Raw genomic sequence first — 21,425 nt, forward strand, 5'->3', positions numbered from 1 at the left:
GCCCCCGCGCCCGGCGGGGAAGGAGACCCGCATGTCCGTCCGGCCCCCGTCGCTCGCCCGTGTCGTCGCCGCGCTGTTCGCGCTCGCCGCGCCGGGCACCGCCTGGGCGAAATGCGAGGTGGCGCAATTCGCCGAACTCAAGGTGGCGATGGTCGGCGAGAAGCCGATGGTCGACGCGACCGTCAACGGCCAGCCGGTGCGCTTCGTCGCCGACAGCGGCGCCTTCTTCAGCAGCATCTCGCCCGGCTATGCCAGGCAACTGGCGCTGCCCTTGTCGATGCTGCCGCCGCAATTCGTGGTCCGCGGCATCGGCGGCAGCACGCAGGCCGATCTCGCACGGGTCAGGACGCTGACGCTCGCCGGCATTCCGCTGCACGACGTGCCGTTCATCGTCGGCGGCAGCGAGGTCGGGCCGGGGGCGGGGCTGCTCGGCCAGAACGTGCTCGGCCTCGGCGATGTCGAATATGACCTGGCGCATGGCGCGATCCGGCTGCTCCACCCCAAAAGCTGCGCGCACGAGGATTTCGCCTATTGGGCGGCGGGGCGGCCGGTGTCGATCCTGACCATCCTGCCGCGCGACGCGCACCAGCCGCACACCATCGCCACCGTGCTGCTCAACGGTGCCAAGATCCGCGCGATGTTCGACACCGGCGCGAGCACCACCATGCTGTCGCTGGCCGCGGCGGCGCGTGCCGGCGTGACGCCGGACAGCCCCGGCGTCATCCCCGCCGGCTACAGCCGCGGCATCGGCCGCCATATCGTCAAGACCTGGCTGGCGCCGTTCGACGCCTTCGCGATCGGCGGCGAACAGATCAACCACAGCAAGCTGCGCATCGGCGATCTCGGCATGGACGACGTCGACATGCTGATCGGCGCCGATTTCTTCCTGTCGCACCGCGTCTACGTCGCCAATGGCGAGCATCGCCTGTTCTTCACCTATGACGGCGGGCCGGTGTTCAACGTCAATCCGGCGCATGCGGTCGATGCCAGCGGCGCGGCGCTGGCGGTGCCGGTGGCGACGCCCGATGCCAAGGACGATGCCGGGCTGGCGCAGCGCGCGATGGTGTTCGCCGCGCGCCATCAATATGCACAGGCCGACGCCGATCTCAGCGCGGCGATCCAGCTCGCACCGCAGCAGGGCCATTATTATTACCAGCGCGCGACGGTGCGGCTGATGGAGCATCAGACCGGCGCGGCGCATGACGATCTCGACCGCGCGCTGGCGCTCGCCCCCGACGATGCCGAGGCGCATGTGCTGCGTGCGCGGATGCGGCTGGCGGCGCACGACCGCCCCGCCGCGAGCGACGATATCGCGGCGGCGGATCGCGCCGCGCCGGCGGCGTCCGACCTGCGGCTGACGCTCGGCGCGCTCTATGGCGACATCGACCAGTTCGACCGCGCGATCGCGCAGTTCGACGGCTGGATCCGCATCCATCCCGACGACAGCCGCAAGCCGGTCGCGCAGAACGACCGCGCCTGGGTGCGCGCGCTCGCCGGGCGCGACCTGCCCGCCGCTTTGTCCGACGCCGACAGCGCGATCCACCAGCGTCGCGACAATGCCCGCTTCCTCGACACGCGCGGGCTGATCCGGCTGCGGATGGGCGACTATGACAAGGCGGTGGCCGATTATACCGCCAGCATCGCGCTCAGCCCGCGCGACGCCTGGTCGCTCTACGGCCGCGGCCTCGCCGAACGCCACCTCGGCCAGACCGCCGCGGCCGACGCCGATATCGCCGCGGCGCTGCACATCGCCCCCCATCTCGACGAACGCTTCCGCGGCCTCGCGATCAGCTGAGCGCGCGGGCAGACGGGTTCACGCGGAGGCGCGGAGGGGCGGGGCGGATACGTATCCGCCCCGGCTCTGCTTCCCTCTTGCAGATGACCGGGCCCCGCCAGCCTCACGCACTTTCTCCGCGCCTCCGCGCCTCCGCGTGAGCCATCGTCTTCCCGGGGACGGCGGGGGGGCGACCTCGCATCCCCGCGCGTCATTGTCGCATCGCGTTGGGCGGATAGCTTTTCTGTCTACGTACAGTCGATGCAGGTTGAGTTCGATCCGGCGAAAGACGTCCGCAACATCGCCCGTCACGGCGTATCCTGGCACAGTGCCGCCCAGTTCGACTGGAGCAGCGCGCTCGAACGCGAAGACGACCGCTATGATTACGGTCACCGCCGCTTCGTCGCGCTCGGCCTGATCGCCGAGCGCGTGCATGTGCTGGTGTTCACCCCTGGCTCGCACGACGGCGCGGTGCGGGTGATCAGCCTGCGGCGGGCGGAACCGCATGAAGCGAGATTCTATCTTGGCCAGATTTGACCCGGCGATCCACGACGACAATCCGCCGATGGACCTCGCCTTCATGACCGGGATGGCGCCGTCGCACCGGCGCGGCCTGCCGCATGCGGCGCCGACGGTCGAGGTGCGGCTGCGCCTCGACATGCGGACGGTCGATCATCTGCGCCGCGCCGGACCTGGCTGGCAACTCCGCCTCGATGCGCTGCTCGCCCGGCTGATCGCGGCCGGGGAGATTTGAAAGGGGCCTTCGACATGCGCGCAAGAGCGCATGTCGAAGGCGGTGCCGGCCCGCTCCCCCGCCCGGCCTCCCATCAGGATACCGTGTGGGAGGCCGGGCGGGGGAGCGGGCCGGCACCGCCCTTACAAGCCGATCAGAAGTTGATCGTCGTCCCGATCGCGATGTTGCGGCCGAGCGAATCGTAGCGCTGCGGGATGGTGTTGCTGCGTGCCAGCGAGATATTGTACGAATCCGGCACGATCGGCGCGCTCTTGTCGAGCAGGTTGTTGGCGATCAGGCGCAGCGAGAACTGCTTCGCGATGGCGAAATTGAGCGCCAGGTCGAAATAGCTCTGCGGTGCGACGCGATAGTAATTGGTCAGCGCGCGGTCCGCGGTGCCGCCGATCGCCGCATCGCCCGAATTGTTGGCGTTGGTCAGCGAGCCGACATAGCGCCAGTTGAACGAGGCGCTGAAGCCCTTGTTGGCGGTGGTGTAGGTGGTGCGCAGGCCGTGGCTCCACTTGGGGATCAGCTGGCCGCAGCCGTTGCCGTAATAGCCCGCGCAGTTGCGCTGCGGCTGCAGCGGCGAATCCTGGCCGCCGGCGAAGGTGGTCAGCGAGCCGTTGAAGCCGAAGTCGAGCCGGCCGATCGCATCGAGATCGAGCGCATATTGCGCCTGGAAGTCATAGCCGCGCGCGATCGACGTGTAATAATTGGTCGTGCCCTGGCGGATGAAGCCGGTGGTGGCATCGGTGCCGCTGGCGAACAGCGTGCCGTTGGCGTTGCGGACGATGCCCTGGCAGAAGAACTGGTCGCCGCCCGAGCGCAGGCAGCCGTCGGTGTAATAGCTATAGTCGTTATAGCCGAGCGAGTTGTCGATCTTGATCCGGTAGCGGTCGACCGAGAACACCAGACCCTTGACGAAGCGCGGCTTGACCACCAGCCCATAGGTCTGGGTGTAGGCGGTCTCCGGATCGGCGGTGAAGCCGCCCGAGCGCACCGAACAGGCGTTGGTGCCGTTGGGCGTGGTGTTGTTGCTGCACAGCAGGGTGGTGCTGCCGTAGAGCGCGTCGGACAGGCCGGTGGCGCGGCACACCTCGCGCGAGGCGATCGGCGCGCCATAGGTCACGCCGGTCGCGGTGGTGGTGACGGTCGGCGCGCAGAAATCGTTGAACGTGCCCGAACCGCCCGCGGCGAACTCGATGTTGCTCGCCTGGCGGATCTCGACCACCGTCGGCGCGCGCTGCGCCTTGTTGAACGAGGCGCGGAAGGTCAGATCGCGTACCGGCGCATAGACGCCCTCGACCTTCCAGGTGTTGAAGGTGCTCGGATTGCTGCTGTACTTCGACACGCGATAGCCGCCGTTGAGCTGGACCAGCTCGGCGAACGGCTTGTGCTCGATGAGCGGCGCCTGCACCTCGATATTGGCTTCCCAGACGTCCTGGCTGAGATAGCTGTCGGTGCCGCCGAGCGCGCTGCGATAGGCGCTGTCGGCGCGCGACGACAGGGTGTCCTTGCGATATTCGGTGCCGAGCGCGATCGCGACGCCCTGTTCGGCGAACGGCGAGGTGATGCCGTATTTGCCGAGGTCGCCGGTCATGTTCGCCTGCACGTCGTACAGCGTGCCGGTGGTCACCGCGGTGCCGGTGCCGAACAGATAGTTGATCAGCGCGGGATCGGTGTTGCCGGCGCTGAAGATGTCGAACGGCACGCAGCCCGCCGCGCCGCTCGCGCAGCTCGCCGAGGCGGCGGTGCCGGTGACGTCGACGGCATTCTGCAGGCGGCCGGGGATGGCGAAGCTCGGGATGTAATCCTGATGGTTGCGCGCATAGACGCCGCCCACGTCATAGGTCCAGGCATCGCCGACCTTGCCGCGGACACCGCCGGTCAGGCGGACGCCGGTGTTGACATAGGTATCGGGCCGGTCGTTCATCTCGCCGAGGCGATAGGCGAGCGTGACGGGCACGCTGGTCGTGCCGGCGCCGCAGCCGATCGCGGTCGCCTGCGTCCCCGACAGATAGGGGTTGGCGCAGCTGACGTTGACGGTGCCGGAGGCGATCGTCGGATAATTGTTGTACGACTTGTCGCGGAACCAGATCCCCGAGGCATAGAGCTCGGCTTCGGGCGCAAGGTCGAGGCTGGCGAAGCCGCCCGCGTTCACCCGCTCGGAGGGGCGCTGATAGGCATAGCCGCTGAAATAGTTGGAGGCGTTGCCGGCACCCGCCGCGAAGGGCACGAAATTGCGCGACCCGTCGGGATTGTTGACGAACTGCGCGCCCTTGTTGACGCCCGACTGCGGCGTGATCAGGCCGCTGGTCGAGCTGCTCGGGGTGAGGCCGCACGACAGCGGGCCGTTGAGCTGCAGCTGGGTGATGTAGCAGCCCGCGTTGGAGCGCGAGGTGAGGGCGACTTCGTCGGTCTTGCGATAGTTGACGAAGCCGCTGAGGTGCAGCTTGCCGTCGAACAGCTTGGTGCCCGCGGTCAGCGTCAGGTCGGCGCGGCCGCCATCGTTGGTCAGGCCGCGCGGGCTGGTGAAGCCGGCGGCGCGCGCCAGCGGCGAGACGATCGTGTCCTTGTTGTTGTGATTGTAGAAATTGTAATTGGCGTCGAGCTGGACGCCCTCGAAATCCTTCTTGAGGACGAAGTTGACGACGCCGGCGACCGCGTCCGAGCCATAGACCGACGAGGCACCGCCGGTCAGCACGTCGACGCGCTCGAGCAGCGAGGGCGGGATGATGCCGACGTCCTGGCCGTTCTGCGTGCCGAGGCGCTTGCCGTCGATCAGCACCAGCGTCCGCTCGAAGCCGAGGCTGCGCAGCTTGATGCGCTGGCGGCCGTCCGAATCGTTATAGGTCTGCTGGCTGTCGGGCGCGACCTGCGGCAGGCGGTTGAGCACGTCCTCGACGTTGACCGGCGCCTGGGCGCGGATGTCCTGCGCGGTGACCGAGGTGATCGGCGCGGCCGAGGTGACATTGGGGCGGTTGATGCGCGTGCCGGTGACGACGATCTCGCCCGAGGCGGGCGCGTCGCCGGTCTGGCCGGCGATCGCCGCGGCGCGCGTGTCGGAGGCGACCGCGGCATCGGCGGCGGGCTGCGGATCGGTCTGCGCCGCGGCGGCGACGTTCGCATTGGGGGCGGGCGTGTCGAGCGGCGGCGTCTGCTGGGCGGCGGCGGGCAGCGCCCACACCCCCATCGCGGCGAGCAATGCGATACGCGAAACCGACTGAACCAAGACGCCTCTCCCTCTGACCCGGCGTCGCGCGCCGGCTGTCCCTGCCGGCCTCCGTCAAATCGGAAACCAAATCAGGCCCTTACCAGACCTGAATAATACCAATTTCAAACTAAAGTAAATACACCTTGATCAACGCGCGAAAGGGTGGGTGACGGCTGACGGCCGATACCGTCGTGCTATGATGGACGGGCAGGGAGGGCGTGCGGAGGCAGAGATGACGACCATCAGCAAGACCATCATCCCGACCGAGCAGCACAATGCATGGCTTGCGGCGCAGATCGAAGCCGGCAGCTACACCGACGACAGCGATGCGATCCGGGATATGATCCGGCGCGAACAGGACCGCCGTGGTGAGATCAATGCCCTTCGCCATGCCCTGATCGAGGGCGAGCAGAGCGGCGCACCGCAAACCTGGGACTTTGCCGCGTTCAAGCAGCGTAAGATCGAGCAATATGGCTGAATTGCCGTTCGCGCCGCGTGCGGCGTGATCCGGATGATATATTCGACTATAGCACGACACGCTGGGGTCTGGATCAGGCGGTACGCTATATCGATCTCATCGCAGACGTCTGCGGTGCCTTGGCTGAGGCGCCCCATCATGCACAAAGCTGTGCCGATATCCGGCCAGGCTACCGACGCCGGACAGTCGAGCAGCATATGATCCATTTTCGCGCAACGGACGATGGCATCGTCGTCGTTCGGATCCTGCACCAGCGCATGAAGGCGAGCCGTTACCTGTAAGGGCCGGCTGGCCAGCGATCACGGACTGGACGTCACGGGCAACCGTTGCGGCGGATGCGGTCGGCTTCCTCGGCGCGGTCGCGGGCGTGGTGCCATGGCTCGGGCGGCGCGGCGGGCAGGGCGGGCGGCGGGGTCGGGATGCCCTCGCGCGCGCCGGCGAGGCGCATCGACCAGCGGCGCAATCGCGTGCCGACGCCGGCCAGCCGGTCGCGCGCTGTCGTCATTCTTGCCCCCTTCGCCGGCGCGGATGATCGGCCGGTCTTCGTGTCCCCGTGCGGTCGCGCCGGAGATCGGCGGGCTGCCGCCACGATCGCCATCGTGGCGTCGCACGCGGATCGGGACGCGATGGCGGCCCCTAAGCCGTTCCTGTTACATGCCTCTGACAGGGTGGATGACAAGCGCGTCATCTCTGTATCACCGCGAGACAGAGGCGCGCAGAGGCGCAGAGGCATGGCCCGCGTTTCCGCCCGCCACCGGCTGGATATACGAAGGGCGCGCTCCGGCGATCGCCTGACCTGCGGCGTCAGCCGCTGTCCCGCTCCCGACGAAGCCACTCCGCTTCCCGGTACGCACCCTCTCCGCGCCTCCGCGCCTCCGCGTGAACCACGGCGGCTGCCTGTCGCTCGACGTCGATGAGCCACGCGAAGACGCGAAGACGCGAAGAGAAAGGGTTCACGCGGAGGCGCGGAGAGGGTGTTCGGGAGGAAGTGGTCTGCCCGGCAATGACCGGAGGGAGGTGCGCTGGCGCGCGAGCGGCTTTGCGTGAATTTCGGGCGGTGTCAGCCGCTCCCACGCCCCGGGATGCCACGCCGTCGCGCCAGCCCGCCGCGCGATCCATCGGCGGCGCTAGGGGAGCGGGGCGAGCGCGGCGGTCAGCAGGCGTTCGATCGTGGCGAGGCCGGCGTGGCCGAGCTGGATCAGCTCCGATCCGTCGCGCGGCGCGACGAAGCCGCGCTGGACGAGGACGCGCAGCCAGCGCTCGACCGAGCCGGGGGTCAGCGTCGTCGCCGCGGCGATATCGGCGAGCGTCGCCGGCCGCCCCTCCGCCTCGGCGAGATAGAGCGCGAGCAGGATCAATCCGGGATAGTCGCCGAACAGGTCGCGGCCCCACGCCTCCATCCGCAGCGCATAGAGATGGCGCAGCCGCAGCGCCGCCTGCCACAGCCGCTGCGGCGTCGCGCCGGCGTCCTCCACCCAGGACAGGGTCGAGACGAGCAGCCCCGCCGCGTCGAAGCGCGAGACGAGCAGGTCGACCGCGACGATCCCGCCGTCGGGCCGCCAATAATGTTTGCGCAGCTGCGTCGGCGCCGCCTTGTCGACCAAGGTGTCGAGCATCGCCGCGCTCTTGGCGAGATCGTCGGCGACGGTGATCGAGCGGTAGGAGGCGCCGATCAGATCGGCGTGCGGGCGTTGCAGCAACCGGCAGAAGCCGCTGTCGGCGCCGAGGATGATACCGGTGGTGGTCGAGACGCAATGCGCAACCGGCATCCCGGCTCCTCGGACTGACCGCCGCGGCCCCGCGCCGCGCCGGATGAGAGGATATCCGATAATCCGAATGGCTTGCCCAAGTCGAGCGGCGAGCCGCATGCCGGTGCCGAAGTCAGGCGACGCGGTCGAACTCGGCGTCCTCGGCATCGGGACCGCCGCTCGACAGGTCGAGCCGATGGCCGCGCGGCCGCTGGTCGGTCATCGCGCCGGGGGCGAGCGCCGGTGTCGCCTTGCGCGTGGCGACCAGCGTCCGCTTGCGGGTAAGCGGTGTCAGCACGCGCGGCGTGGCGCGGCGTGCGGCCGGCCGGTCGCCGAGGTCGAAGAAGCCGATCGTCTGCTGCAATTCGCCCGCCTGTTCGGCGAGCGTCATCGCGGTGCCGCTGATCTGTTCGACCGCGGCGCTGTTCTGCTGCGTCACCGTGTCGAGCTGCTGGATCGCCTCATTGACCTGCCGCGCGCCGATATCCTGTTCGCGGCAGGCGGCGCTGATCTCGGCGACCAGCTCGGCGGTGCGGCGGATGTCGGGGACGAGCCGGATCAGCCGCTCGCCCGCCTCGGTCGCCGCCCCCACCGTCTCGCCCGACATTGCCGAAATCTCCGCCGCGGCGGCCTGGCTGCGCTCGGCGAGCTTGCGCACCTCGGCGGCGACGACGGCGAAGCCCTTGCCGTGGTCGCCGGCGCGCGCCGCCTCGACCGCGGCATTCAAGGCGAGCAAATCGGTCTGGCGCGCGATCTCCTGGACGATGCCGATCTTGTCGGCGATCGTCCGCATCGCCGCGACCGCGCGCGTCACCGCCGCGCCGCTGCCCTCGGCATCGCGCGCCGACTGGCGGGCGATCGCCTCGGTCTGCGCGGCATTGTCGGCATTCTGTTTGATGTTGGCGGCCATCTCTTCCATCGAGGCAGAGGCCTGTTCGGCCGCGGCGGCCTGTTCGGTCGCACCTTCGCCCATCTGTTCGGAGGCGGAGGACAGTTGCGCGCTGCCCGCCGCGACCTGCTGCGCCGTCTCGTCGATGCCGCGCACCACCTCACGCAGCCGCGCCGACATGGTGTTGACCAGGGCGATGAGGTCGCTGATCTCGTCCTGATGGTGGACCTGCACCTCGCTGTGCAGATCGCCCGCCGCCACCGCCTCGACCGCGCGGCCGGCGCTGCGCAGGCCCTGCGAGACCAGCCGCGACAGCCAGACGCCGCCCGCGCAGGCGATCAGCAGCGCCAGCCCCGCGGTGACGATCAGCGTCATGCGCGCCGTTTCGTACAGGCGCCGCGTCTCGCCATTGGCGTCGAGCATCTGCTGGCGCGCCTGATCGACGATCTGCTGGGCGACCGCGGCGAGCGCATTGACCATCGTCCGCGACCGCGTGGCGGAGAGCGCGCCCGCCTCGGCATTGCGGTTGGCGAGCGCGAGCACGCGGATCTGGTCGTTGAGCGGCAGATAATCGGCCCATTTCGCCTGCAGCCGCTGCCACAGCGGCCGGTCGGCGTCGCGGGCATGCGCCACCCCGGCGGTGAGCGCCTTCTGCACCTCGCCGCGCAGGCGCATCAGATCGGCGTCGAACTGCTGCATCTGCGCCGCGTCGGTGACCATCACCAGATTCTTCTCGGTGCGGATGACGAGATTGACGGTGTTGGCGAGATCCTGCGCGCTGTCGAGCCGGGCGACGGGACCGTGGATCAGCCCGTCGACCGCCTGATCGAGCCGCGCCATGCCGCCGATGCCGACCCAGACGACGGCGGCGAGCAGCGCGAGCAGCACCGCAAAGGTGAAGGCCATTTTGCTTTTGATCGTCAGTCGCATCGATCCTGCCCGCGGATGGTTATGCAACATAATATAGTCAACGCGGGGAAGAGTGCGGCAGCTGCCCGTTCGTCGGCAACGATCGCCGCCATTTCGGCGTGAGGGCAGGCCTATCATCCCGGTCGACGGCGGCGCGACGGGTCAGATCCGCTCGAACTCGGCGTCCTCGGCATCGACCTCGCCGGCGGCAAGGTCGAGGGCGAAGCCGCGCACACGGGTCTGGTCGGTCAGCGTGCCCGGCCGCGGCGTCAGCAGCCGCGCGGCGCGCGTCCCCTGGATCGCGGTGCGCTGCGCAGCGGGGCGTTTGGCGACGCGCGGCTTCGCGGCGGGGCGGGGGCGGGGAGTGCCGGAAGCGGCGTCACCGCGGCGGAAGAAGGCGAGCCCCTGTTGCAGCTCCTCCGCCTGATCGGCGAGCGTCGCCGCGGTGGCACTGATCTGGTCCGAGGCGGAGGCATTCTGCTGCGTCACCGCATCGAGTTGCTGGATCGCCTGGCTGACCTGCGCGGCGCCGAGGTCCTGTTCGCGGCACGCCGCGCTGATCTCCGCGACGAGCTCGGCGGTGCGGCGGATCTCCGGCACCAGCCGGGTCAGCATCGCGCCGGCCTCGGTCGCCGCGCCGACCGTGTCGCCCGACATCGCCGAAATCTCCGCCGCGGCGGTCTGGCTGCGCTCGGCGAGCTTGCGCACCTCGGCGGCGACGACGGCGAAGCCCTTGCCGTGATCGCCGGCGCGCGCCGCCTCGACCGCGGCGTTCAAGGCGAGCAGGTCGGTCTGTCGCGCGATCTCCTGGACGATGCCGATCCGCTCGGCGATCGTCCGCATCGCGGTGACCGCGCGCGCCACCGCCTCGCCGCTGCGCTCGGCCTCCGCCGACGACTGGCGGGCGATCTTCTCGGTCTGCGCGGCATTGTCGGCATTCTGTTTGATGTTCGCCGCCATCTGCTCCATCGATGCCGAGGCCTCTTCCGCCGCGGCGGCCTGTTCGGTCGCGCCCTGGCTGACCTGCTCGGCGCTCGACGACAGCTGCTGGCTGCCCTCGGCCATCCGGTCCGCCGCTTCGGTGACGTTGCCGGCGAAGCCGGACAGCGCATCGATCAGCCGGTTGACCGACTCCTTCATCCGCTGGTGATCGCCGTCGCAGGCGATCTCGACGCGTTCGAGCAGCGAGCCGGTGCTGACCAGATCGAGCACGCGATTGCCCTCTCCGATCGGCAGCAGGATCGCATCGAGCATGCCGTTGATCCCGGCGATCAGCCCGGCGAAATCGCCGCGGAAGCGCGCGACGTCGCCGCGCTCGCGCAGCTGGCCGGCGGTCGAGGCGACGATCAGCCGCTGGATCTCGGCGGTGATCTCGCGCAGATTGCCGCGCAGCAGCTCGATCGTGTCGTTGATGAACGCCTTCTTGCCTGGAAAGGCGGCGAGCGGCGCGTTGAAATCGCCTTCGCCGAACTGGGCGATACACGCCATCGCCTGTTTCTTGACCGCGATATGGCCTGCGACCATCGTGTTGATCCCCGTCGCCATCGTGCGAAAATCGCCGGTGAACGCCTCGACCGGCACGAACACGTCGATGTCGCCGCGATCATGGTCCGCCGACATGCGCGTCATCTCGGCGATCAGCCGCCGCAAATTGGCGCGCAACAGCTCGATCGTCTCGTTGATGAACGCCTTCTTGCCCGGGAAGGCGGGCAGCGACGCGTCGAAATCGCCCTCGCCGAAGGCGCGGACGCAGGCCATCGCCTGGCGCTTGGCGTCGATATGGCCGGCGATCACGCCATTGACCTCGCGCGTCACCGCGGCGAGGTCGCCGGTGAAGCGCACGACCGGCAGCGTCGCGTCGATCTCGCCGCGGGCATGATCGGCGGCGAGCGTCGCCACCGCCTCGCGCAGCTGCGCGACCGGCGCGGTCGCCGCCTCGACCAGCGCGTCGACCTCGTCGAGCAGCCGGCGCGTCGCGCCGCTCGCCACGGCGGGATCGCTGCGTTCGCCGAGCCGCCCCTGCGCGATCGCCTGCCGCAGTCGCTGCACCTCGCCGATCGCGACATCGATATGGGCGGCGGAGGAAAGCGAGAGATAAGGACGCATGGCAGACTCTCTTGATCGATGGCGCCGCCATCCCCGGGGATGACGGCCACGGCGAAGACACCGGCATCCGGCGGATGACGGGGCGGCGGAAGCGCGGCCGATGGTCACGTTCGAACATCAGGTCGGGCGGGTGACACCCGCTCCGGGAGACGGCCGCTCCCCGCGTTCGACGCGACATAGGGTCACGACCGCTCCATGTCGATTATGGACTTAAGTTTTAGTTAAAGCGGTATGGCGCCACAGAGGTCGGCGACCGATGGTCGACGCCGACGGCAGAGCGGCGGTCATGCGCCCGTTGCGCGGGCTCGGCCACCGCCTGTCTGGCCCTGTGCACCGGCCGGTCATCCCGGTGGCGGGCGGTCCGGCACGGCCCGCCGTCGACGGGCCGCGCCGCGCCTCGCCAAGGCTCTGACATTCATCACGTTCGACGCAACGGTACGGTCAGGCGCCGGCGCGGGCGGCGCGCGTCACATCCGTTCGAAGCCGGCATCGTCGGCATCGCCGGTGCCGGCGCTGAGGTCGAGCGCATAGCCGCGCAGGCGCGACCGGTCGGCGAGCGGGCCGGGACGCGGCGTCAGCAGCCGCGCCGATGTCGTGCCCTTGATCGCGGGGCGCTTCGCGGTGGCGGGGTGACGCGTCGCGACGCGCACCGGCGGGGCCGCGACCGGCGTGTCGGCGCAGCGGAAGAAGGCGATGCCCTGCTGCAGCTCCTCCGCCTGGTCGGCGAGCGTCGCCGCGGTGGCGCTGATCTGTTCGGCCGCGGCGGCATTCTGCTGCGTCACCGTGTCGAGCTGCTGGATCGCCTGGCTGATCTGCGCGGCGCCGAGATCCTGTTCGCGACACGCCGCGCTGATCTCGGCGACCAGTTCGGCGGTGCGGCGGATCTCCGGCACCAGCCGCGCGAGCATCGCGCCCGCGTCGGTCGCCGCCACCACCGTCTCCCCCGACACCCGCGATATGTCCGCCGCGGCGGCCTGGCTGCGCTCGGCGAGCTTGCGCACCTCGGCGGCGACGACGGCGAAGCCCTTGCCGTGATCGCCGGCGCGTGCCGCCTCGACCGCGGCGTTGAGGGCGAGCAGGTCGGTCTGGCGCGCGATCTCCTGGACGATGCCGATCTTGTCGGCGATCGTCCGCATCGCCCCGACCGCACAGGCGACGGCGGCACCGCTGCGTTCCGCCTCGGCGGAGGACTGGCGGGCGATCTTCTCGGTCTGCGCGGCATTGTCGGCATTCTGTTTGATGTTGGCGGCCATCTCTTCCATCGAGGCGGAGGCCTGTTCGGCCGCGGCGGCCTGCTCGCTCGCGCCCTGGCTCATCCGGTCGGCGCCGGCGGACAATTGCTGGCTGCCCCCGGCGACCTGCGCCGCGGCGGCCGCGATCGTGCCGACGACCCGGGTGAGCGCCTCGACCAGCCGGTTGACCGCCTCCTTCATCCGCTGGTGATCGCCCTCGCAGGCGATCTCGACGCGTTCGAGTAGCGAGCCGGTGCTGACCAGATCGAGCACGCGGTTGCTCTCGCCGATCGGCAGCAGCGTCGCATCGAGCATGCCGTTGATCCCGGCGATCAGCCCGGCGAAATCGCCCTGGAAGCGCGCCGCCTCGCCGCGTTCGCGCAGCCGGCCGGCGGTGGCGGCGGCGATCAGCCGCTGGATCTCGGCGGTGATGTCGCGCAGGTTGGCGCGCATCTGCTCGATCACCTGATTGCCCGACGCCGCCTTGCCGGGGAAGGGGGCAAGCGGCGCGTCGAAATCGCCGGCGCCGAACGCCCGCACGCAGGCGACGATGCGGCGCGCCGATTGCACGTGCCAGTCGACCGCAGCGTTGACGTCGCGCGCGATCGCGGCAAGGTCGCCGGTGAAGCGTGTCACCGGCATGACCGCATCGACCTCGCCGCGGTTGTGCGCGGCGATCAGCGTCGCCGCCTCGTCGCGCAGCGCCTCGACCGGATGGGTCGCCGCATCGAGCAGCGCGTCGATCTCGCCGAGCAACGTGCGCACCGCGCCGCTGCCCGCCGACGGATCGCTGCGCGCGCCGAGCCGCCCCTGCGCCAGCGCCTGCCGCAGCCGGCGCACCTCCTGGATCGCGACGTCGATATGGGCCGAGGGCTTGAGCGAGACATAGGGTCGCATGACGGGGCCTTTGGACAGGACGCGGGGTCCGCCGCGCCACAGTCTATGATAGCTCGCCCGGCGACCGTCCTGATCGCGCACGTCTATTTGACGAAGCGACATCTTCGCGGCTTGGCGCGTCAAGCGGGGTGACGCCCGGCGGCTGCTGTGCCTAAGACGCATCATGGCTCATCTTCCCCGCCGTGGCCGTCGCTGGACCCCTGCGCGCTTCCGCGCGCTGCTGCGCGCGCGCGGGCCGACCTCGGTGCGCTTCCGCCAGCGGATCGCGGTGACCACCGGGGCGGTGGCGATCGGCATCGTCGCGGTGCTGTTCGCCGAGCTCGCCGACGCGACCTCGGCGCTGTTCGACGGCTTCGTCCGGCGCCAGCCGTGGCTGCCGCTGCTGTCGACGCCGCTCGGCTTCATGGCGCTGGTCTGGCTGACCCGCCGCTACGTGCCGCTGGCGCGCGGATCGGGCATTCCGCAGGTGATGGCGGCGCGCGACGATCCCGCCGCGGCGACCGGCAATCTGATCGCGGTGAAGACGGTGGCAGGCAAGGTGCTGCTGACGATGGGCGCGATCCTGTGCGGCGGCAGTGTCGGCCGCGAGGGGCCGACGGTGCAGCTCGCCGCGGCGGTGATGGGGGTCAGCCACCGGCTGATGCGGGTGACGCTCAAGAGCACGGTGGTGATCGCCGGCGGCGCGGCCGGCGTCGCCGCGGCGTTCAACACCCCGCTCGCCGGCGTGCTGTTCGCGATCGAGGAACTGGCCGCCGCCTATGAGCAGCGGATGACGCTGATGGTGCTCTCCTCGATCGTCATCGCCGGCATGGTCGCGCAGAGCCTGACCGGCAATTACGTCTATTTCGGCGTGATCGGCGCGCATATGTCGCTCGGCGCGGCGCTGGTGGTGGTGCCGGTGGCGGGGCTCGCCGGCGGCCTCGCGGGTGGCGCCTTCGCGCGGGCGATGCTCGCGCTCGCCAGCGGCCGGCACCGGCTGACGCGGTGGAGCAAGGCGCGCCCGGTGCTGTTCGCCGGCGCCTGCGGGCTGGTCGTCGCCGCGCTCGGCGTCGCCACCGGCCTGACCTGGGGCACCGGCTATGGCGCGGCGCGCGGCATGATCGGCGGGGTCGATGCGCCCTTGTGGTTCGGCCCCGCCAAATTCGCCGCGACGCTCGCCACCGCGGTGGCGGGGCTGCCCGGCGGCATCTTCGCCCCCAGCCTCGCGGTCGGCGCCGGCGTCGGCAACCTGCTGCGCGCGGTCTTCCCCGACGATCCGACCGGCGCGGTGGTGATCCTCGGCATGGTCGCCTATTTCACCGGCGTGGTGCGCGCGCCGCTCACCGCGGTGATCATCCTGTCGGAGACGACGGCGAGCCGCGGGCTGATGCTGCCGATGTTCGCCGCGGCGTTCATCGCCGACGGGGCGAGCCAGGCGGTCTGCCGCGAGAAGCTCTACCACGGCCTGTCGGCGACCTTCTCGCCGCATCGACCGTCTTAGTGTATTATATGGCTGACACACATGGATCAGTGATGCTATGGCATCGTTCGCCAGTGCTTCAGTACCCTGTGCCTGGCGATCCTTAGATGGACCCCTACGGCTGCCGCCCCCGCGGCGGCAGCCGGATTTTTGGTGAAGGGCCGCGCGCAGGCTTATTCCTCCGCCGATAGCGGGCAGCATCTTATCCTCCCGCGCGCGCCCTCCGCGCCTCCGCGTGCCTCTCTTCCTTCGCGGCTTCGCGTGACCCGTTAGGCCGCCCCGCGGCGCACCCGGGCGAGGCCGAAGGCGGCGAGCGCCAGCGCGGCGAGGCCGATGCCCACGGAGAGCCGGGCACCGGCCCCGCGCTCCGGCGTATCGGCGAGCGTCGCAGGATCGCCCGCGAACAGCGCGAGCAGGTGGCGCGCGACCGCCGCGGGCGCCTCGCGCTGCGGGAAATGGCCAACCCCGGCGAGGCGGATGCGCGCGAACGGCCCGGCGAATTTGGCGGCGACGTCGTGCGACGCCTCGGGCGGATTGACCCCGTCGGCGTCGCCCTGGATGTAGAGCGCGGGCAGGTCGAGCGTCGCGGTGGCGCGCACCTTGTCCTCGAGCCACTGGCTGCGCGGATCGGGATGCGCCTCGCCCCAGCGCGCGCGATAGCTGTGCAGCGTGACGTCGACCCAGTCGGGATTGTCGAAGGCGCGCGCGACGCGGCGGAAGGTCGCCTCGTCGAACCAGCCCGGCGGCGACCAATTGACCCAGTGGCGATGCGCGAAGCCCTTGCGATCGTCGCGCACCGCCTGCGCGCCGCGCGCGGTCGCCATGAACCAGTGATACCATTGCCGCTGCGCCTGTTCGAACGACGGCGTCGGCATGCCGCCGAGCCGCGGCGGCGTCGACAGCATCGCCAGCCGCACCACCCGTTCCGGCCAGCCGACCGCGAGCGCCTCGGCGATATTCGATCCCCAGTCGTGGCCGGCGACCATGACGCGGCGGATGCCGAGCGCATCGAGCAGCGCGATCGCGTCCATCGCCAGGATCGCGCTGTTGCCGGTGCGTGGCGCGGCGGCATCGACGAAGCGCGTCGCGCCGAAGCCGCGCAGCGTCGGCACGATGACGCGGAAGCCGGCATCGGCGAGCACCGGCGCGACCTGGTCCCAGGTCGAGGCATCGTCGGGCCAGCCGTGGAGCAACAGGATCACCGGGGCGCTGCGGCTGCCCTGGTCGTGATAATCGATGATGACATCGTCGCAGGCGATCGTCGGCATGCTCGGTCTCCCGCCGGATATGGCCGGATCAACCCCTTGATGCGACGGGCGTTCCGGTCAGTGGAGACTGGCGTGCGCGTCGCGCTTGACGCTGTCCTCCAGCGTCGCGATCGACTGGCTCACATAGACGGCGGGCAGCGCCAGCCCGAGCCGGTCGAGGATGCGCAGCGCATCTTCGAGCAGCAGCAGCGCCTCGCGATCGTCGGCCATGTCGTCTTCCTCGTCGGACCCGGGCGATGGCCCGGCGTCACCCGCCATAGCAGGTCCATCAGACGTTTCGGTGACGGCGGGATGAGGGGTTGTTCATCCGGCGGCCTCTTTGACCGTCACGGCGAGACAATCCTGCACCGCCCCCGACATGCGGGTCGCTGACGTCAAGTGCCTGCAACGCTTGGTGCAAGGCGTGCCGCCTTGCCGCCCGCTTACCCCGCGATCACGACCGTCGGTGCGGCGGCGGGGATGCGGGCGAGCGTCGCGGCATAGCCGGTGGGGACGCGCGCGATCTCGGCATCGGCCTGATCGAGGTCGCTGGTCGCCTGTTCGCGGTCGGGCGCGTGTTGCCGGCGTTCGGCGTCGCGCAGGATGTCGCGCAGCATGCGGACCAGTTGATGGACGTCGGCGACGACCGTTGCGGGATCGTTGGGGCCGCCGAGACCGGGCAGGGCGGTATGCGCAGGGGTCTGGCCCGTGCCGGTCGCGGCGGCGGTGTCGCCCTTGCCAGTGTCGCCGGTGGCGTCGTGCCGCGCCGCGGCGGCGGCAGCGCCGGCGGCGGCCTGTGCGGCGGGAGCGGCAGCGGCGGCCGTGGCGGGGGCCAGCGCGGCGGCGGCGGTGTCGGCGGGTTCGGCCTCGAACGGCGCGGCGGGATCGGTGGCGAGCGAGCCGCCGAGCGACAGGCCGCTGCCGCCGGCGCGGACATAATCGTCGACCGCGCGGGCGAGTTCGCGCGCGATCTGCACCGCCGCGGCGGCGAGCTTGCCGGAATCGCTGGCGTAGAGCAGCTTGAGCATATTGAGCCGCGCCTTGAGCTGGGCGATCTTGGCGGCGGCCTGCGCCTGTTCGGCGTGATGGTCGTGCTGCGCGGCGGCGACCGCGGCGAGCGTGCGGATCGCGGTGCACGCATCGGCGCGCGCCTGCCGGGTGCCGAACGCCGGATCGTCCTGCGCCGCCTGTGGCGCGATGTCGCCGCGGGCCGACCGATCAGCCGGCGGGATCACCGATGCGATGCGGACTGGCTTCATGGACGTCATCCCGACTGTACCTGTCCATTATAGCCGAATCGGCGGCGACGCGGTCGCGCGCCGCGGCAAGATGCAGCCGCGCCTGTTCGAGCGAGGCGGTGGTCTCGTCGCCGCGGCCGACGACGATGCCGACCGAGGCGGTGACGGGGTCGATCGTCTCGCCGCTGCCGCGCAGCTTGAGCCGGCGCGCGTGAAAGGCGCGCAGCGCCTCGTCGGCGCGGGCGCGCGCCATGATCAGCGCGACGTCACGCATCACGACGATGAATTCATTGCCGCTCCACCGGATCAGCTCCTCGTCGGGGAAGCTCTGGCGCAACGTCGCGGCGAAGGCGCTGAGCACGTTGTTGCCGACCGAACGGCCGTAGCGCGCGTTGATCCCCACCAGCGCATCGATGCCGAACAGCACCATCACATAGCTGCGCCCCGACAGCGCCACCTCCTGCAACAGCCGCTCGCCGCCCGCCTGGTCGAGCGCCGCGGTCAGCTCGTCGCGGCCATCGTCGCGGCGCGGCACCGCGCCCGCGATCGTGTCGCGGAGCAGCGCGAGCTCGGCGCGCAGATCGGCGAGCTCGCGCTCGGCCTGCACCAGTCGCGCGACGATCGCATCGGTATCGGCGGGGGTCGCCTGCGCCGTGCCGAGATCGGCGCCGAGCGCACGGGTGACGTCGTGCGCCTCGGCGGCGAGCGAGCCGAGCGCATCCGCCTGCTGCGCGACGCGATGCTCGCGCCAGCGGATGTCGTCCGACCGGTCGCGGCAATATAGATCGACGAGCCGCGTCGCATCGGCGGCGGTGAGGCGCAGCCCGCCGTCGATCGCCGCGTCGATCTCACGCGCGAGCGGCGAGCCCGGCGTCGCCAGATAGCGCGCGGCGAGATCGCGATAGACCTCGCTGGGCGGGAGCCGATGATGTTCGAGAAATGCCAGGGCCTCTCGGGCCAGTTCAAACGCCGCCATCGGGACTCTGCTTTCGACCGGGTCGCCGCACAAGGACAGACGATCTGACTGATCTACCGCCTCCCCCTGGGGTCGGCAACCATCACCGCATGGCATCTCGCTGCGGCGCGCGCGCCTACATGGTATAGGCGCCGGCGCCGGATCCGCGCAGGGCGCAGGCGCGACCGGGCGTGCGGTGCGAGCCGCACGACGCCTCCGCCGGGCGCTCGGCTGACGCCCTTGGGTTCACGCGGAGGCGCGGAGGCGCGGAACGGGTGCGTCCGGAGATGCGCCGTCGCTTTCATGAAGCGGGAAGGCGGCTGGCGCCGCAGGGGTCAGGCGAAGACGCGAAGCTGTCGCGTGCGCACGCAGCTTTTTTCTCCGGCCGTTGGCGGGCGGCACCTATCCATCCGCGCGCACTCTCCGCGCCTCCGCGCCTCCGCGTGAACCCGTTGCTCGCGGCGTCGCGTGACGTTCCCCCCGGCCGGCGGGGCAAGGCTTTCCGCCGGTTCAGGCGGAGGCGCGGACGGCGGTGTAGCGGGTGTCGGCCTGGGTGGGCGCGACGAGGGTGGTGAGGGTGGCGTAATATTGCGTCAGCGATTCCTCGGGGCCGTCGGCGATGCAGCGCATGACGCTCTCGACCGGCCAGAGCGAGACGCTGCCCACCTGCAACCGGGGGTTGATCACCTCGGCGACGCCGTCGCCGTCGTGCCAGCTGCCGCCGAGCATGCGGCGGATCACCTCGCCGAGATAGGCGGCCGCGCCGATCACCAGATCGCCCGCATCCGCCGAGTCGACGCGGCGGTCGAACAGCGCGGTCAGCATCGCGTCGAGCGCGACCAGGCTGGCCGGCGTATAATCGAGCCGCTCGCCGCTCTGCTCTTCGTGAAAGGCGACGAATTCGTCGGCCTGATCGATGATCTCCCCCAGTTCCACCGCTGCCTCCCGTTCACGGTCCTCGCTTATTATAGCGGCGCGGCGCCCCCGCCCGACGCGCGCGCCACATGCCGGAACCGACAATCGCCGCGACCGGCGACCGCAGGCCGCGACCGCCGTCTATAAGCTAATGATAATCACTATCGGGGAAAGAGACGATCATGGCTTTCGGTCTGCGGCGCGACGGGATTGCGCTCGCCCTGGTCTGCGCCGGCGTGGCGGCGGCGGGCCCGGCGCGGGCGAGCGAGGGGATGTTCTCGCGCGTCTATACCGCTGATCTCACCCCCGCCGGCCATGTCGAGATCGAGCAGGTGGTGCGCGAGCGCGCCGGCCGCGTCTTCGGCCATTACGATGCCACCGACCTGCGCACCGAGGTCGAATATGGCGTCACCGACAATTTCCAGGCGGCGCTCTACGTCAACGCCAACCGCATGCACGCGACGCGGACAAGCGACGACGACGACGACCATGCCGACACCGGCTTCACCCGCCACAATGTCACGCTGGAGAGCATCTCGACCGAATTCGTCTATCGCGCGCTCAGCCCGTACAAGTCGCGCCACGGCTGGGGCCTCGCGCTCTATCTCGAACCCGAATATGCCTTTCACGACCTGCACAACGGGCTGCGCTACGCGCCCGGCACCTTCTCGCTCGAAGGCCGCGCGATCGTGCAGAAGAATTTTGCGCAGGACCGGGTGATCGTCGCCTACAATCTCGTCCTCGAGGCGGAATCGATCCGCTTCGCCGGCCGGCCCGATACCAACAGCGAGCTCGACTGGAACAACGAACTCGGCGTCACCTATCGCGTCGCGCCGCGCGTCTTCGTCGGCGGCGAGTTCCGCAACCACAACGAATACGGCAATTTCACCCATCACGAACATTCGGTCTATTGGGCGGGGCCGGTGGTCCATTATGCCGACCAGCATCTGTGGGCGACGCTCGGCCTGCTGCGCCAGTTCGCCGGCGCCCCCGGCCATGACGAGGACGGCAATGACATCGGCAACCGGCTGTTCCTGCGCAGCCACGAACGCAACGAGCTGACCTTCAAGCTCGGCATCCCGCTGTGAGGGGGCGGCGCAGGCGCTGGGCCGGTGCGACGCTGATCACCGCGACCGCCGCGGTCGCCGCGCCGGGCTGGGCGCGCACCACGATGACGCTCGCCGAGGCGCAGGCGATCCTGTTCCCGCACGTCGCGCTGGTCGCCGACGACCGCGTGCTGACGGCGGAGCAGATCGCCGCGATCCACCGGCGCAGCGACGTCGCGGTGCTGTCGAAGACGGTGCACAGCTGGCGCGCGCCCGACGGCGGTCGATTGTTCGTCGATCAGGTGCTCGGCAAGCATGAGATGATCACGCTGGCGCTCGCGCTCGACGCGGGCGGCGCGGTGCGCGGGCTCGAGATCCTCGACTATCGCGAGAGCTACGGCGGGCAGGTGCGCGATCCGGCGTGGCGGCGGCAGTTCACCGGCAAGCGCGACGGCGCGCCGCTGCGGCTCGACCGCGACATCCACGGCCTCTCCGGCGGCACGCTGTCGGCGCGCCACGTCACCGAGGGCGTGCGCCGGCTGCTCGCGACCAACGGCGTCGTCTTTGCCGGCTGAGGGGGTGCCG

The 21,425-nt window shown here is 70.4% G+C and carries 19 protein-coding genes; 8 read left to right on the forward strand and 11 right to left on the reverse strand.

Annotation, left to right across the window (positions count from 1 at the left end):
* Nucleotides 1-31 precede the first annotated feature (31 nt).
* The 3 genes from V8201_RS12255 to V8201_RS12265 all read left to right on the forward strand — a co-directional run bounded on the left by V8201_RS12255 (nt 32) and on the right by V8201_RS12265 (nt 2,528).
* Nucleotides 32-1,795, forward strand: a complete 1,764-nt coding sequence (locus tag V8201_RS12255; protein ID WP_336545469.1) for an aspartyl protease family protein — start codon at nt 32-34, stop codon at nt 1,793-1,795.
* 240 nt (nt 1,796-2,035) lie between these two features.
* The gene (locus V8201_RS12260; protein ID WP_037533963.1) at nt 2,036-2,311 is read left to right on the forward strand and encodes a BrnT family toxin; all 276 of its coding nucleotides are present in this window, start codon (nt 2,036-2,038) and stop codon (nt 2,309-2,311) included.
* Nucleotides 2,298-2,528, forward strand: a complete 231-nt coding sequence (locus tag V8201_RS12265) for a BrnA antitoxin family protein (RefSeq protein WP_336545470.1) — start codon at nt 2,298-2,300, stop codon at nt 2,526-2,528. Before V8201_RS12260 ends, V8201_RS12265 begins: the two co-directional genes overlap by 14 nt.
* Before the next feature lie 133 nt (nt 2,529-2,661).
* Here the strand turns inward: V8201_RS12265 and V8201_RS12270 are convergent, their stop codons facing one another.
* Entirely contained in the window at nt 2,662-5,739 is a 3,078-nt protein-coding gene (locus V8201_RS12270; protein WP_336545471.1) for a TonB-dependent receptor domain-containing protein, read from the reverse strand.
* A 214-nt stretch (nt 5,740-5,953) separates the two neighbouring features.
* Between V8201_RS12270 and V8201_RS12275 the strand changes: the two genes are divergently transcribed.
* Both V8201_RS12275 and V8201_RS19040 read left to right on the forward strand, forming a co-directional pair.
* Nucleotides 5,954-6,199 (forward strand): type II toxin-antitoxin system ParD family antitoxin, encoded by a 246-nt coding sequence (locus tag V8201_RS12275; protein WP_336545472.1) that lies wholly within the window; start codon nt 5,954-5,956, stop codon nt 6,197-6,199.
* Between the two features lie 17 nt (nt 6,200-6,216).
* Nucleotides 6,217-6,480, forward strand: a complete 264-nt coding sequence (locus tag V8201_RS19040; RefSeq protein ID WP_373276480.1) for a type II toxin-antitoxin system RelE/ParE family toxin — start codon at nt 6,217-6,219, stop codon at nt 6,478-6,480.
* Nucleotides 6,481-6,512: 32 nt separating this feature from the next.
* On the opposite strand, the gene V8201_RS12280 is transcribed toward V8201_RS19040, so the two are convergent.
* From V8201_RS12280 to V8201_RS12300, 5 genes are all read right to left on the reverse strand, one after another.
* Nucleotides 6,513-6,704 (reverse strand): hypothetical protein, encoded by a 192-nt coding sequence (locus V8201_RS12280; protein WP_037533958.1) that lies wholly within the window; start codon nt 6,702-6,704, stop codon nt 6,513-6,515.
* A 622-nt stretch (nt 6,705-7,326) separates the two neighbouring features.
* Nucleotides 7,327-7,968, reverse strand: coding sequence for a helix-turn-helix domain-containing protein (locus V8201_RS12285; protein WP_336545473.1), 642 nt, complete (start codon nt 7,966-7,968; stop codon nt 7,327-7,329).
* A 112-nt stretch (nt 7,969-8,080) separates the two neighbouring features.
* Nucleotides 8,081-9,766, reverse strand: a complete 1,686-nt coding sequence (locus tag V8201_RS12290; protein ID WP_336545474.1) for a methyl-accepting chemotaxis protein — start codon at nt 9,764-9,766, stop codon at nt 8,081-8,083.
* Nucleotides 9,767-9,907: 141 nt separating this feature from the next.
* Complete coding sequence (locus V8201_RS12295) at nt 9,908-11,851, reverse strand: methyl-accepting chemotaxis protein (RefSeq protein ID WP_336545475.1); 1,944 nt, start codon at nt 11,849-11,851, stop codon at nt 9,908-9,910.
* A gap of 467 nt (nt 11,852-12,318) precedes the next feature.
* Nucleotides 12,319-13,980 (reverse strand): methyl-accepting chemotaxis protein, encoded by a 1,662-nt coding sequence (locus V8201_RS12300; RefSeq protein ID WP_336545476.1) that lies wholly within the window; start codon nt 13,978-13,980, stop codon nt 12,319-12,321.
* A 163-nt stretch (nt 13,981-14,143) separates the two neighbouring features.
* Between V8201_RS12300 and V8201_RS12305 the strand changes: the two genes are divergently transcribed.
* Nucleotides 14,144-15,460, forward strand: coding sequence for a chloride channel protein (locus tag V8201_RS12305; protein ID WP_336545477.1), 1,317 nt, complete (start codon nt 14,144-14,146; stop codon nt 15,458-15,460).
* 248 nt (nt 15,461-15,708) lie between these two features.
* On the opposite strand, the gene V8201_RS12310 is transcribed toward V8201_RS12305, so the two are convergent.
* The 5 genes from V8201_RS12310 to V8201_RS12330 all read right to left on the reverse strand — a co-directional run bounded on the left by V8201_RS12310 (nt 15,709) and on the right by V8201_RS12330 (nt 19,815).
* A complete protein-coding gene (locus V8201_RS12310; protein WP_336545478.1) occupies nt 15,709-16,707 on the reverse strand; it encodes an alpha/beta fold hydrolase in 999 nt (332 codons plus the stop codon).
* A 57-nt stretch (nt 16,708-16,764) separates the two neighbouring features.
* Complete coding sequence (locus V8201_RS12315) at nt 16,765-16,917, reverse strand: hypothetical protein (protein WP_153810796.1); 153 nt, start codon at nt 16,915-16,917, stop codon at nt 16,765-16,767.
* 212 nt (nt 16,918-17,129) lie between these two features.
* Entirely contained in the window at nt 17,130-17,945 is an 816-nt protein-coding gene (locus V8201_RS12320; protein ID WP_336545479.1) for a hypothetical protein, read from the reverse strand.
* Entirely contained in the window at nt 17,905-18,900 is a 996-nt protein-coding gene (locus tag V8201_RS12325; protein WP_051583399.1) for a diguanylate cyclase domain-containing protein, read from the reverse strand. The genes V8201_RS12320 and V8201_RS12325 overlap by 41 nt, the downstream gene beginning before the upstream one ends.
* A 489-nt stretch (nt 18,901-19,389) precedes the next feature.
* Nucleotides 19,390-19,815, reverse strand: coding sequence for a hypothetical protein (locus tag V8201_RS12330; protein WP_336545480.1), 426 nt, complete (start codon nt 19,813-19,815; stop codon nt 19,390-19,392).
* 161 nt (nt 19,816-19,976) lie between these two features.
* Between V8201_RS12330 and V8201_RS12335 the strand changes: the two genes are divergently transcribed.
* Together V8201_RS12335 and V8201_RS12340 are read left to right on the forward strand one after the other, a co-directional pair.
* Nucleotides 19,977-20,882, forward strand: coding sequence for a DUF6662 family protein (locus V8201_RS12335; protein ID WP_336545481.1), 906 nt, complete (start codon nt 19,977-19,979; stop codon nt 20,880-20,882).
* Nucleotides 20,879-21,415, forward strand: coding sequence for an FMN-binding protein (locus V8201_RS12340; RefSeq protein ID WP_336545482.1), 537 nt, complete (start codon nt 20,879-20,881; stop codon nt 21,413-21,415). Before V8201_RS12335 ends, V8201_RS12340 begins: the two co-directional genes overlap by 4 nt.
* Nucleotides 21,416-21,425 lie beyond the last annotated feature (10 nt).

Origin of the sequence: Sphingomonas kyungheensis, from assembly GCF_037120395.1 — a bacterium.
GTDB lineage: Bacteria > Pseudomonadota > Alphaproteobacteria > Sphingomonadales > Sphingomonadaceae > Sphingomonas > Sphingomonas kyungheensis.